Raw genomic sequence first — 13,795 nt, forward strand, 5'->3', positions numbered from 1 at the left:
TCTAAGGTCGCAAAGTTAAAAATATTCAAGCCAATGACCCTAAAATTTAAAACCACATTGTTTTTATGGTTAGCTGCATTTATTTTTATGTATCTACGCTACTTTACCACAAGCCAAACAAAGTTTCTCCAACATCGGATTTTCATTTCTGTTGACTGTCCTCCGTAGACGATTATCCGCAACATTATGCCTTGCTTATTTCCTTACTAGCAAAGTAGCGGATAATCATATTTATTTATCTGTATATCCGATATTTTCCCTTTGTTCCATATTGAATCGATATAATAGTTGGTTTACAAATTTAAGTTCAGTCTGGACATCTTCCCCTGAATTTTCCAGCTCAACCAGATTTGATTTGTAACGCTGAAAAGCATCCCTTGCATTGTCAAAATCATCCATTCGCATGTATATCAGCCCCGCTTCCAAATCAAGTTCCTTCAATTTCTTAGGTGCTAGTTTTTCTGCTTCTTTGACGTATGTCAAGGCTTGTAGGTTAGTGTCCAGGTCATTTCCCAGCTTTCTGTATAGTTTGCTCAACAACAAATACTCTTCTTCGGTAGCCATTCCAAATGACTCCATTTTATTTGCAAGCTTCAAAGCATACTCATAGTTTTTACTATGGAATTCCTGCCAGGCAGTATAACTTACCGCATTTGAGATTTTCGCCAGAAACAATTTATTGTTGTCATTGAATAGCCCTGCATTCTTTGACCAATATTCTTCCGAAACCTTGGACACGAGCTTGTTTTGCGCATCATTATATTTTGCTCCTATTCTCTGGAGGTTTTCGACTGTCATGTAAGAGGCAGCCAAGCCTAAATTCAGAGCATCATCAAAGTTATAATAGGTGCCATTCTTTTCGTTGCCATAAGCGATTACAGCTGCTGAGGCAAAGGTGGCAATTGCCCCCCAAGTCCTTGCCCTGTTTTCAGTTTTTATGGCATGGTTTAAGTTCACAAGATTGTGTTCCAATACGATATGGGAAATACATTCTGTTAGCATTTGGGTAAGTTCTTTTTCGGAGTTGGCCATAGAAATAGCACCTGTAGTCATGACTATCATCCCATTTTCAAAAGAAAAGTATTGTGGTTCGGTAGATTTGAGAATTATCAGATTGAAAACCCTGTTTTTATCCTTCATCAAATGCTCAGGGTGGATCTTGAATATCAATTGGTAGATATAATCGTATAAAAGCTCATCTTCAAAGATGAGATTGTTGCCTTTGACCTCTTCGAAGAATACCATTGCATCCTCATACAGTGCCTGCCTATTTTCACTTTGCCAGCCTTTTTCACTTATATCCAATGCCCTGCTTTCAAACCATAGGTTTTCCCAAAAGTTGAAATCATTTGTGAATAAATCCACCCGGTCTTCATTGACAAAAATATTTCCAAAAGAGGTCTTTACAAGGTATTGTGTCTTTCCCGAAAAGTCGTTGGATTTCAGCCCATGTACTTTCACAGTATCACCTACTTGGAATAAGTCAAATTTCCTGTTGACGATGCCTTCTTTATACAATTGTGCAAAAATGGAACCAGTGAAAATGAAAATGGCCGAGAGGGTAAGCAGAGATTTCTTCATGGCAATAAATTGGAAGTTAGTTAATGTCCAAACGTCAAAATATTGATAAAGGTTGATGCTTTAGGTCAATAAAAGCCAAAATAGGTACGATTTCAATCATTCGGGTGGTTGCAAAAAAGGAGGTGCCTTCCATGGCTTCTTCGGTATCAGATACGCATATGTCGAAATAGGGTAGAGATGAAGCCAAGGCTGCCACCTAGAGGTTACTTATAAACCAATATATAGAATCCCAACCAGAGAAATAACATCAGCACATACCCTACAAGAACAATCATGCCTGACTCTTTGAGACTTCTCTTGCTATAGGTATGGACACCAAGTGTCAATGCCACCCAATATAGGATTTCGAATAGATTGATTGTTTGAAGTGGATACAGGTATTTTCGGTCGATTTCCGATGTGTCCAAAAGATGCTGCAAAGAAAATGGATAGAAATCCTTGATTTCCTGAAAGGTCACATTGTCTGAAGGTGCCAGAAAAACAAATAGTTTGATCAGCTCAGGGAAGATAAAGATGGTTTCAGCTACCAATGCAAATGTCCATAGTTGACGGAAAGAGATTTTATAACCAAGAGCAAACGATCCAGTCCAAAGAACAAAGGTGGTCAGGGTAAACTTCCACAGCAAAGCAAATGGAGTCCATATGTAATGAAGTGCATTGAAAATATGGAAGAAGGTAAGTGACCCATCTTGGGATAATTGTTCGTGGCCAGGGATAGCTTCCAGGATGATTTCGTTGGTGAGGTACCTGATGATGATAAATATTGCAACGACAAAGACAAAAAATATCCTTTTATCGAAATTAATTGCCTCTTCAATGCGTTGTGCAAGTTGAGATTTGGGTTTTACCATCAAATGAAAATTAAATATTCCCAAAATTAATTTTTTGTTTGGAATACCTGATAGTTTTGCAGTTAAATTAACAGTGAAGATGAAGTTGAAAGTATTTATATTCAGTTTGCTCATTCCAATAATACTGGGAAGTGCAAATGCCCAACAAAGTGAGGAGATGGATCTTACTGCAGAAAAATCTGCGGCATCAGAATATTTGCTGTTGGATAAAGGACTTCAATTTAGGATAACAGAAGCGGTAAACAGTCTCTATAATTTTGATTTTGAAACAGCAGAGAGGGGGTTTAGGGTTATGCAATACCAATATCCGGATCATCCTTTGCCCTATTTTTTGCTGGGGCTGAGTACTTGGTGGAAAATCACGCCAGATCTTGAAAACAAGCGGTACGATGCGCTGTTTTTCAAGCAGATGGATTTAGCTATCCAAAAGGCTGAGGATTTGTACAAAAAAGATCCCACAAATAAAGAAGCCTCCTTTTTTCTTTCTGGGGCCTATGGGTTTCAGGGCAGGTTACATAGCGAAAGAAGGAACTGGACCAAAGCAACATTAGCTGGAAAAAATGCCATGAAATACCTTAACTTGAGTAAGGGTGATGATGAATTGAATCCGGAATTGCTTTTGGGAGATGCGTTGTTCAATTATTTTTCGGTTTGGATTCCAGAGCATTACCCATTGTTGAAGCCTGTTTTGGCATTTTTCCCAAAAGGAAACAAAGCCTTGGGTTTGCAGCAATTGGAAGATGTGGGTAAAAATGCCTTTTATGCGCGGGTTGAAGCCCAATATTTTTTGTTTAGGCTTTATGCTTCGGAAGAAAAACAACCATACAAGGCATTGGCAATTACTGAATATCTTGTGAATAAATATCCAAACAACCCCTATTTCCATAGATCCCATGCAAGGCACCTATATGCCGTAGGCCGGATCAATGAATCCAAAGATGTATCTGAAGAGATACTCCGGAGAATAGACGATAAATGGACTGGTTATGAATCCAATAGTGGTCGTTATGCTGCTTTTTATATTGCCCAGTACAATGAAAGGGTGAACAATAAAGCTGAGGCAAAGAAATACTACGAGAAAACTTTGTCTTATGGAGAGGAATCTGAGAGCCAGGAAAGCGGTTATTATCTGTATTCGCTGATTGCTTTGGGAAAGATTGCAAATGAGCAAAAAGACAAGAAAAAAGCGAAGCAATATTTCAATTTGGTAAAAAAATATGCAAAGAGAAAACACCCTGCGCACAAAGAAGCTAGAGATTATATCAAAAAGAATAAACTTTAATTAAAATTCTACGTTAAGCTTATTTTAAAATCAAGAGATAATTTGAATATTATCAAGTTCTCATGGTTTATCAGTTGATTTGTTTTATTAAAATACGTTAAGAAATAACAATATTTTGTAAGAGCGGTCGTTTTTTGTTGAAATAGTCTTTAAAATAAATTCAAATTATATTAACTTTGCGCAACATAAAATTTTGCAAATTCTTCATATTATGGATAACAGCATTAGAATTAAATTTGATAAGATAGATAGGAAGATTTTAGAAATCCTTCAAGCAAATGCCAAAATTACCAATGCACAGCTTTCAAAGGATATAGGTCTTTCTCCAGCACCTACATTGGAAAGGGTAAAAAAATTAGAACAATCAGGAATCATCAAGAGCTATCATGCCAAATTGGATCCGGAGAGGATCGGTCTTGGTGTGAGTACATTTGTTTTGGTAAGCCTTATTGGGCACAACAAAGGAAATATCGATGCTTTTATGAAAGAGATCAATGGTATCCAAGAGGTGATCGAATGTCATCACATCACTGGTACTGGGGATTTTATCTTGAAAATCATAGCAAAAGATATCACGGCATATCAGAAGCTCATGCTTGAGAAAGTAAGTGAAATCAGAGAAGTTGATTCTATGCAATCAATGGTTATCCTTTCTACATTTAAGGACAGTAAAGTATTGCCTATCCCGGTTTAAGTTTTTTGGAAAACCAATCAAAAGGGAGGCTAGCAATAGCCTCCCTTTTTTATTGAATAAATAGATAAACAATGAAAAACCCTTGGACTACAAAAAGTATCAAGACAATCCATGAGAATCCTTGGATCAGGTTGGAGCACCATGAAGTAACCATCCCTTCTGGCAAAGATGGGATATATGGGAAAGTTTGTTTCAAAAACAAAGCAATCGCAATTATCCCGGTAGATCAAGATGGGAATACTTGGCTTGTCGGACAATTCAGATATACCCTCAATGCCTATTCGTGGGAAATCCCAATGGGTGGTGGATTACTGGAACATGACTTCTTGGACAGTGCAAAGAGAGAGCTAAAGGAAGAAACAGGCTTATCTGCTGCGAAATGGACCAATATAATGACACTACATACTTCTAATTCTGTCACAGATGAGGAAGGTTTTGTATACTTGGCAGAAGACCTGACTCCAGGGGAAACAGAATTTGAAGAAACAGAACAAATAGAAGTCTTGAAATTGCCATTGCGTGATGCAATCCAAAAAGTCATGAACGGTGAGATAACAGATGCAATATCCATTGCGGGTTTGCTCAAAGTTGCCAGAATTTTCAATATTTGAAACCAGTATAATTTGATTTTAAAAGATGTCTAATTTTAACTTTAAAGACCATTTTTCCAAAACTTTTATCCTTGCTTATCCAGTGATGTTGAGTCAGTTGGGACAAGTTTTGGTTGGGGTGGCGGATAGTATGATGGTGGGGCGTTTGGGGGCAGAGCCTTTGGCAGCAGCTTCCCTTGCAAACAGTATTTTCTTCGTTTTGTTGATGTTTGGGATTGGTGTGTCCATGGCCGTAACACCTTTGGTGGCAATGGCAGATGGAAAAAACAAAAGCAATAGGATTGGTAGATTGTTTAGGCATGGTTTTACGATCAATATGGCAACCGGTTCGGTATTGTTTCTGGTGATTGTTTTATTCTCCCCCTTGTTGAAGTACATGAACCAGCCTGAGCAAGTTGTGGAATTGGCGATACCATATTTGGCAATCATCACCCTTTCTATCCTTCCATTTATGTTTTTTCAGACTTTCAAGCAGTTTGCTGAGGGGCTTTCACAAACAAAACAGGCTATGTTTATTACCCTTGTCTGTAATGGGCTCAACGTTTTTTTGAACTGGGTGATGATCTATGGGAACTTGGGGTTCCCTGCACTTGGGCTGAATGGTGCTGGTTGGGCGACATTGATTTCCAGGGTTTTGATGGGGATCATTATAGCCTATTATGTATTTAAGTCGAAGAGATACCGATCGTACAATATTGGGTTTAGGATAAAAAGTTTTTCTTTCCCAATGATCTCTAAGATGTTGAGAATAGGGGTGCCTACTGGTTTTCAGTTCATTTTCGAAGTGGGGGCATTTAGTACGGCAGCCATTATGATGGGATGGATAGGGGTGACAGCCCTTGCAGCACACCAGATTGCCATCAACTTGGCTTCCATTAGTTATATGATGGCTTCTGGATTATCGGCGGCTGCCATGGTACGGGTTGGCAATCAGTTGGGAAGGAAAGATATCAAAACCTTAAGGGAGGCTGGTTTTACCGTATTTGGGATGACAGCAATATTCATGCTCTGCTCGGCGGTGTTGTTCATTGCATTTAGGGAGTTTCTCCCATCTCTTTACATAGACGATGATACGGTGATTCAGATGAGTGCGAGTCTACTGATTATAGCTGGTCTTTTCCAGTTGTCAGATGGTATCCAGGTGGTAGGCTTGGGTGCACTTAGGGGAATGGCAGATGTGAGGATACCAACTGTAATCACCCTGATAGCATATTGGGTTATAGGGTTGCCTTTGGGATATGTTTTTGCTTTTGTATTTGATATGCAGGCGAAGGGTATTTGGTATGGCTTGTTGATCGGATTGACCGTCACCGGGTTTATGCTGCTTTATAGATTCCATGCTTTAAGTGCAAAACTCCTCAAGAAAACAGAATAATGTTTGGGTTTGAAACCTGATTGAATGTTAGTGTTTCAGCCATTTTTTTTTGTGCTACCATTGTACGTATTTTGAAAAAAAAAAATATGATAGCAGCACGACCATCCAGTTTTTCAAGGGTAATCATCACAGAATTGATGATACCTTCATATGCTAATTTCGGAGGTAAGATCCATGGGGGGATATTACTTTCTTTGATGGATAAAGTAGCATATGCCACTGCTTCCAAACACAGTGGGGCATACTGTGTCACCGTATCTGTAGATACAGTGGATTTTTTGCAGCCTGTTGAGGTAGGGGAGTTGGTGTCTTTGATGGGATCTGTGAATTACGTCGGAAACAGTTCGATGGTGATAGGTATCAAGGTGATTTCGGAAAATGTAAAGACCGGAGTAGTCAAGCATACCAATACCTGCTATTTCACAATGGTTGCAAAAAATGAGGAAGACAGGCCTACCACTGTCCCTGCCCTGATATTGGAGAATAAAACCGACGTAAGGAGATTTATTGAAGCGATTTTCAGAAAAGGCTTCAAGAAAGACTATGAAACCAACCTGAATAAAATCAAAAAAACTTGGGACAAGCAAGAGATAGCCAGCCTACTTGAAAAGGAGCGTTGTATCAACCAATCCTAATATTTATACGAGTTCAGGGATTTTAGGAATTTGGTATTTTGTTTTTGTGATCTTTTCTTTTTTGCCTCATTTTCTATTTGGAGCATCATACCACAGATGATCAATAAATGCCCGAGGATGTAGGTTAACAAAATCAGAAAATGGTTGAAGGTATTTGCTAAATACAAATCTCCTCCCATCAAGGTGTCCCCGATAAAAAAGGATGAAACCCCCAGGATTGTAATGATAAAGCTTATTTTGGAGACATAGAATCTTCTGTTCAGAGCAAGGATGATTGTAGTCGTACTTATAATGGCGTATATGATCGCCGGAACCGCATAAACTCCCAGGTTTGGAAATGCCATAAGCGTAGCCAAAGTGGCGAAAATAACGGTAAGGGCTTCTGGCCAGCGGTTAACCAGCTTGATTTTTTTTTGTTCGAAGTTTTGTACTGAAGAATAATACAGATAACCGTAAGCGGTTTGGGCTACAATGTAGGTGCACAATCCAATCATCTTGAAGAGGGATTCATCTACTTTAAGCATCAATAGTATATCACCAAGAAAGGAAAAAAAAGTAGCCACCATCAATGGAGGGATCAGTTGGTGTTTTGTGAGCTTGAACCTGATGATCAAAAACAACAAAATAATAGGCACGATCAAAGGTTTGGTGATCAAAAATCCCAATTCAATTTCCATGGCAAGAAATGAGAGACATAGAATGGAAACCAATATGTAAATCAGGAATAGTCTTGGGTGGATGGTCATTTTGAAACCAAATATGCGTAATGTGAAAATGAATTTAAATCAAATAATCGAAATTATTAATAAATATTATTAATAATTTGTTAGCTTTTATTCTGAAATGAAGATGTAAATTTTGTTTTTGATTTTCCTCATTGGAAACTATAAAAATTTAACTTTGTCATACTAAAATTGCACTTTTATGATTTAGGAATCCTTTTCTAGAATTATTGGTTTTTTGGATAATGTAAATAAATAGATTATTGCTAAAAATGAAGTTATTGAGCCAAGGGAAAACACCAGGAAAAAATTCTCAGGCTTGTTGTTGTACACAAAACCGGAAACCAATGCACCTATTCCAATCCCAGCTTCCAATGCGATATACATCGTAGCCAATGCCCTTCCCCTGAACTTGTCCAAGGAAAGATCTATCGTCCAGGCTGTGATTGTCGGGGAGTTCATCCCTACAGATGCACCAAAGATAACTGCTCCAAAAAGCAACGTTCCCTTTGTCTGGGCCAGCGCTATGACCATCATGGCAATAGACATAGACAATGTAGCCACTTTCATTACTGGGACTCTTCCATATTTGTCGGAAGCTTTTCCTGCGATTACCCTGATCCCCAAAGATGCCAATGTAAATACAGCAAAGAATAACCCCTTGTTTTTTATCCCGAGAAATGCCGAATAATCTGGAATGATGGTCAAAACAATGCCAAAAGAGAATACAGTCAGGAATAATACAACAGATGGGGTGAGAACCCGCTTTTCTATGATTTCGTGTCGGTTGAGCTTGAAATGATCCAAAGAAAGGTTTTCTCTTTCTTTTAGTGTTTCTTTTAGTCTCAAAAGAATCAAAATGGACAGAATGGCTGTAAATGCCGATGTATAAAATAGTGGATTTATACCCCATTCGGCAGCAATGTATCCTCCTAGTGCCGGTCCTGCAGCCATCCCCATGGAGCCAAATAGAGATTGTATCCCCATGGCTTCTCCTCTTTTGTTGAAGGGAATGATGTCTGCCACATATGCCGAAGTTCCTGTCGGGGTGAAGCCAGTAGAAAAGCCATGGACAAAACGCAAAAACAAGAAGCCAATAACAGATGTGATAAAGGGGTAAAGCAAACTGACCAAAAAACATACAATTGCACCAAAAATCATCACTGGGATTCTTCCGATTCTGTCTGCCAACTTACCACTGAATGGTCTAGATAACCCTGCAGTAAGTGTAAACAATGAAATGATCAGCCCTTTGTAATCTTCTCCTCCCAAAGATGAAAGATAGGAGGGGAGCTCAGGGATGATCATATTGAAGCTCGCAAAAAATAGAAATGAACTCAAGCAAAGCGTGAAAAAATTAAGGTCGAAAAAGGGAGGTAATATCCTTCGCATGTCTTTGCCTTTTACTTCTGATTGGATAAATGAAGAAACCTCTCAGGGAAAATACTTGATACAGCTTTGTATATCATGTATCCCTAAGAGGTTTTTTTGTTTTGGATAGAGTTATATACAATATCTCCACTCTGAATATAAGCTACTTGCCGCTTACAATCTTTAATAGATAACCCTGGGGGAAAATCCTTCGCCTTTAGGTGAAGACTTTTTTTAATATTTTTGTGTCCTTTGTGTATTCATAGTGTTCCGTGTGGTTAAGTTTTTTCACCACAAAGCACACAAATGTTTCACAAAGTCCAGCTTTTGTCTCTAATATTGGATGAATCTTTTTCGGCTTTAGTCGAAACAAAACTACTATCGGTTTTTAATCGATAGTAGTTTTGTTGGTTTATTCCAGATTCAACCACCCTTATTCTTTGTTGGCCTCTTCTTCGCTTTGGGCAAGTAGGAAAGCCTTGATGAACTCATTGACATTACCATCCAGTACTGCTTGGGCATCAGATGTTTCGTGTCCTGTCCTTGCATCTTTTACCAACTTGTAGGGATGCAGTACATAGTTTCTGATTTGGGAACCAAAGTCAATCCGCATTTTTCCAGACTCTACTTTTGCCCTTTCAGCATTCCGCTTTTCCATTTCCATCTGATAAAGTCGGGATTTTAGCATTTGCATGGCTTTCTCCCTGTTGGCTAGCTGGGATCTTTCAATCTGGCAGACTACCACAATTCCTGTAGGTTTGTGCGTAAGCTGGACTTTCGTCTCCACTTTGTTTACATTTTGTCCACCTGCACCACCTGATCTGGAAGTATGCAGCTCCACATCACTTGGGTTGATTTCAATCTCTATGGTGTCGTCTATTACGGGGTATACATACACGGAAGCAAAGGATGTGTGCCTTCTTCCACTACTGTCAAAAGGTGAGATCCTCACCAATCGATGTACTCCGATTTCAGATTTCAGGAACCCATAGGCAAGAGGACCATCAAACTCCAAAGTCACTGATTTGATGCCTGCAACTTCACCTTCTTGCAAATCCACTTCCCGAACCTTGTATCCGTTTTTTTCACCCCACATGATATACATCCTCATCAGGATAGATGCCCAGTCATTGCTTTCTGTACCACCTGCCCCGGGATTGATTTCCATGAGTGCGCTCAGCTGATCTTCCTCACTGCTGAGCATTTTTTTCAACTCCAAATCCTCTACATTCTGATAGACTTTGCTGTATTCAGCTTTCAGCTCCTCTTCAGGAACTTCATCCATAGAATAGAATTCATACAGTACATCCAAGTCTTGAATTCCGGTCTCCACCTTTTCATAGGCATTGGTCCAGGATTTTTTCCCTTGGATTACTTTCATTGTTTTTTCGGCTTCTTCGGGATTGTTCCAAAAGTCAGCCTGTGCCGATACGGCCTCTAAATCTTCTATCTCTGCAATCTTACGATCGTAGTCAAAGATACCTCCTCAAAGCCAAAACGCGGGCTTTCAAGTCTTTCAACTGGTCTGATGTCATAAATTTATTTAGTTTTCGAATGCAAAAATCGGAAAAATTAATCTGGAAACCTATTCATTTTCTAATCTCCGTACAGGATTACCAATTGGATTTTATTCCTTTTCGTGTTTTTAAAATGTCTGTATCTCAATTTGGAGAGTACAAACCCTGTGGCAAACAACGTCCCTGTACCAACCAGAACCCCTGAACTTATGCTTAGGGATTTATCGTGGTAGACTGAATTGATGGCTTCTGCCGACAGCAAAATTACACCAGCTCCATAGCTCATGTAACTGAGGTTCTGAAGTGTACCATTTCTGGTGTCTTTGTTCAATACATCAACAGCGGTGATGTCCTCTGGCTTGAGGATGTTCTCCGAAAGGACAATGATGTCTAGCTGGATATCTTTGATTACATCTGTAATATAATAATCATTGTTTTTGCTTTTATAAGTGAAAAGCTCACCGATTTCATATTTTAAGCTTGTTTTCTGCCTAGAACCTTTTTGGAGTAAAATGAATTTTTGGGCGCAGATATTGTCAACACTAACTATGAAAATTAGGAGAGTACTTGCCAATATTTTGAAAACAGACAACTTCATGTTTTTTTAGTTTGTAGATATCCATTTATCAAACGAAAATCTAAGGCATAAGGGTTATAAAAAAAGAAAAGTGTCAAAATTGACCTTTGACACTTTTCCAATTGAATATTTGGTTGGGATTATACTTTGATGATCCAATTATGTTTGTCTTCGATCTTCCCGTATTTGATACCATCCAGCATAGCTAAAACCTTGTTGCTGAATGCTGTTTCGTCTTTTTGTGGCAATTCATAATCATTGCCATTGATATGGATTTTGGCAATATGTGCGATGGTGGCCGCTGTACCGGTACCAAATGCTTCAGCCAATGTCCCACTTCTCAAGGCATCTTCCAGTTCCGTCACCCTGAGGAATCTTTCCTCTACTTTCACTCCCATTTCCTTTGCAAGGGTCAGCACACTGTCCCTGGTGATTCCCTTGAGAATCGTTCCAGTAGAAGTTGGTGCAGTGATCAGTGTATCATTGACCATGAACATCACGTTCATGGTCCCACTTTCCTCAATATGTTGGTGTGACTTGCCATCTGTCCAAAGCAGTTGGTCATAACCTTGCTTTTGGGCTTGGAGGGCAGGGTAAAGTGACCCAGCATAATTTCCGGCTGCTTTTGCGAATCCGGTTCCACCTTCAGTCGCTCTAGTATATTGACATTCTACTTTGACAGATACAGGCTTTGAGTAATAATTGCCTACTGGGCAAGTGAAAATCATAAACTTATATTTCTCCGAAGGTCTGATTCCCAGATAATCATCTGTAGCGAAGACAAAGGGCCTAATGTAGAGAGAGCAACCAGGCTTATTTGGGATCCAGTCTTTATCTATTTCCAAAAGTTGGAGAAGTCCATCCATAAAGATGTGCTCGGGAACTTCTGGTATACACATTCTTTTGGCAGATTCATTGAGCCTTTTCTGGTTTGCATCAGCCCTGAAAACCAAAGTCTCACCAGCCTCATTTTTATAAGCCTTCATTCCTTCGAATACAGACTGTCCATAATGCAAGGTGGCATTGGCAGGGTTAAGCTGAAGTGGAGCGTAAGGCTCGATTCGGAAATCCCCCCATTCTCCATTTTCATAATCTGCTACAAACATGTGGTCACTGATAGTCTGACCAAATTTCAGGTCTTCAAAATCGGTTTGGGTTAATTTTGAAGCATTCGTTTTGTTGATTTCTATGGTTAAAGTTGTGTTCATAACATTTATGATCTTGGATTCCATGTTACTTCTTCTACTTCTAGTTCTACCGCCATAAGCCGTCCCAGAACAAAGAGATAATCTGAAAGCCTGTTTAAATAACTCAAAATTGTTTCTTCTACGGGTTCTATTTCCATCAGGGTAATGACACAGCGTTCCGCCCTTCTACAGACCGTTCGTGCCAAATGGCAAAAAGAGATAGATTGATGACCTCCGGGAAGAATGAAATTCCGCAGTGGCGGAAGTTTTTCTTCCATGAGATCAATCTCTTTTTCCAAAAGCGCTATGTCTTCATGGTGAAGGTCAGGCTTTTTTACATTTGACTTCCCATGTTCAGTAGCCAACGTAGCTCCCAAGGTAAACAACCTGTCCTGAATTTTTTTCAGGATGAAGTTTCTTGATTTGTTGATTTCCTGATCCCTGAGCAACCCAATGTAAGCATTCAGCTCATCCACGGTTCCATACGCATCGATTTTGATGTGCCCTTTGGATACACGTTTTCCTCCAAGGAGAGATGTAGTTCCGGCATCACCGGTCTTTGTATAAATCTTCATTAATTACACGAGATAAGCTTCCTGTCGGTAAAAATGTACCTTTATACAAAAGTAAGAATCTATTTATAAAAAGATGCTTTTTTACTCGTCTAATTCTACTGTGACGGCCCTTGTCGGATTAAGGTTGACTTCATCTGATTCTACCAGTCCATCCCTGAGCCTGATCACCCGATGGGCATAGTGGGCAATGTCATCCTCATGTGTAACCATGATGATGGTATTGCCTTTTTGATGCAATTCATGGAAAAGCTCCATGATACTGTAGGAGGTTTTGGTATCCAAATTCCCCGTTGGTTCATCGGCAAGTATTATACTGGGGTCATTGACCAATGCCCTGGCAATGGCTACCCTCTGTCTTTGGCCACCCGAAAGCTCATTGGGTTTGTGGTGGACCCTGTCTGCCAACCCAACATTCTTCAGTGCCAAAAAAGCCTTGTCTTCCCTGTCAGACTTGTTGTATCCTGCATAAATCAATGGCAATGCTACATTCTCAAGACATGTGGCTCTCGGGAGAAGGTTGAAAGTTTGGAAAACGAAGCCGATCTCTTTATTCCTGATTTCTGCCAATTCATTTTCGGACATGTCACTGACATCCTTCTCGTTCAAAACATAAGTTCCTGCAGTTGGGGTATCCAAGCATCCAATGATATTCATCAAAGTGGATTTGCCTGAGCCGGAAGGTCCCATGAAGGCTACATATTCCCCTTTGTTGACCGAAATAGAAACTGACTTCAAAGCCCTGACTACTTCAGCTCCCATTTTGTATGTCTTTTGAATATCGCTTGTTTCTATGATTCTTTTCATGGTCAATTTGTTT

At 39.5% G+C, this 13,795-nt stretch carries 14 protein-coding genes; 5 read left to right on the forward strand and 9 right to left on the reverse strand.

The genetic code is table 11. The features are described from left to right. Nucleotides 1–231: 231 nt before the first annotated feature. Nucleotides 232–1,581 carry a tetratricopeptide repeat protein gene (locus ACFSKL_RS10735; protein ID WP_376886119.1) on the reverse strand — a complete coding sequence of 450 codons (1,350 nt, stop codon included), beginning with the start codon at nt 1,579–1,581 and terminating at the stop codon, nt 232–234. 203 nt (nt 1,582–1,784) lie between these two features. Further along, nucleotides 1,785–2,432: a sulfate ABC transporter permease gene (locus tag ACFSKL_RS10740; protein ID WP_376886121.1), complete on the reverse strand. Its 648-nt coding sequence runs from the start codon at nt 2,430–2,432 to the stop codon at nt 1,785–1,787. 79 nt (nt 2,433–2,511) lie between these two features. Here ACFSKL_RS10740 and ACFSKL_RS10745 point away from each other — a divergent pair, with 79 nt between their 5' ends. From ACFSKL_RS10745 to ACFSKL_RS10765, 5 genes are all read left to right on the forward strand, one after another. Beyond that, nucleotides 2,512–3,714, forward strand: a complete 1,203-nt coding sequence (locus tag ACFSKL_RS10745; protein WP_376886123.1) for a tetratricopeptide repeat protein — start codon at nt 2,512–2,514, stop codon at nt 3,712–3,714. A gap of 211 nt (nt 3,715–3,925) precedes the next feature. Next, complete coding sequence (locus ACFSKL_RS10750; RefSeq protein WP_376886125.1) at nt 3,926–4,408, forward strand: Lrp/AsnC family transcriptional regulator; 483 nt, start codon at nt 3,926–3,928, stop codon at nt 4,406–4,408. A 71-nt stretch (nt 4,409–4,479) separates the two neighbouring features. Further along, on the forward strand, nt 4,480–5,019 hold the full coding sequence (locus ACFSKL_RS10755) for an NUDIX domain-containing protein (RefSeq protein ID WP_376886127.1): 540 nt from the start codon (nt 4,480–4,482) through the stop codon (nt 5,017–5,019). Between the two features lie 25 nt (nt 5,020–5,044). Next, a complete protein-coding gene (locus ACFSKL_RS10760) occupies nt 5,045–6,394 on the forward strand; it encodes an MATE family efflux transporter (RefSeq protein ID WP_376886128.1) in 1,350 nt (449 codons plus the stop codon). A gap of 86 nt (nt 6,395–6,480) precedes the next feature. Then, nucleotides 6,481–7,029, forward strand: a complete 549-nt coding sequence (locus ACFSKL_RS10765) for an acyl-CoA thioesterase (RefSeq protein ID WP_376886130.1) — start codon at nt 6,481–6,483, stop codon at nt 7,027–7,029. Here ACFSKL_RS10765 and ACFSKL_RS10770 read toward each other — a convergent pair. The 7 genes from ACFSKL_RS10770 to ACFSKL_RS10800 form a co-directional block, all read right to left on the reverse strand. Beyond that, nucleotides 7,026–7,775 (reverse strand): lysoplasmalogenase, encoded by a 750-nt coding sequence (locus ACFSKL_RS10770; RefSeq protein ID WP_376886132.1) that lies wholly within the window; start codon nt 7,773–7,775, stop codon nt 7,026–7,028. The genes ACFSKL_RS10765 and ACFSKL_RS10770 overlap by 4 nt on opposite strands. 183 nt (nt 7,776–7,958) lie before the next feature. Beyond that, nucleotides 7,959–9,143 carry an MFS transporter gene (locus tag ACFSKL_RS10775; RefSeq protein ID WP_376886134.1) on the reverse strand — a complete coding sequence of 395 codons (1,185 nt, stop codon included), beginning with the start codon at nt 9,141–9,143 and terminating at the stop codon, nt 7,959–7,961. Nucleotides 9,144–9,555: 412 nt separating this feature from the next. Continuing rightward, nucleotides 9,556–10,657 (reverse strand): peptide chain release factor 2 gene (gene prfB, locus ACFSKL_RS10780; RefSeq protein ID WP_376886136.1). Its coding sequence is split into 2 segments (ribosomal slippage): nt 9,556–10,596 and nt 10,598–10,657, totalling 1,101 coding nucleotides; the frame shifts between segments, so codons are not numbered across the junction. 61 nt (nt 10,658–10,718) lie between these two features. Continuing rightward, nucleotides 10,719–11,237: a hypothetical protein gene (locus tag ACFSKL_RS10785; protein WP_376886138.1), complete on the reverse strand. Its 519-nt coding sequence runs from the start codon at nt 11,235–11,237 to the stop codon at nt 10,719–10,721. A gap of 119 nt (nt 11,238–11,356) precedes the next feature. Continuing rightward, nucleotides 11,357–12,424 carry a branched-chain amino acid aminotransferase gene (locus tag ACFSKL_RS10790; RefSeq protein ID WP_376886139.1) on the reverse strand — a complete coding sequence of 356 codons (1,068 nt, stop codon included), beginning with the start codon at nt 12,422–12,424 and terminating at the stop codon, nt 11,357–11,359. A 5-nt stretch (nt 12,425–12,429) separates the two neighbouring features. Next, nucleotides 12,430–12,978 carry a cob(I)yrinic acid a,c-diamide adenosyltransferase gene (locus ACFSKL_RS10795; protein WP_376886141.1) on the reverse strand — a complete coding sequence of 183 codons (549 nt, stop codon included), beginning with the start codon at nt 12,976–12,978 and terminating at the stop codon, nt 12,430–12,432. Between the two features lie 81 nt (nt 12,979–13,059). Then, a complete protein-coding gene (locus tag ACFSKL_RS10800) occupies nt 13,060–13,782 on the reverse strand; it encodes an ABC transporter ATP-binding protein (RefSeq protein ID WP_376886142.1) in 723 nt (240 codons plus the stop codon). Between the last annotated feature and the right edge of the window lie 13 nt (nt 13,783–13,795).

The organism is Belliella marina, from assembly GCF_042682445.1.
Classification (GTDB): domain Bacteria; phylum Bacteroidota; class Bacteroidia; order Cytophagales; family Cyclobacteriaceae; genus Belliella; species Belliella marina.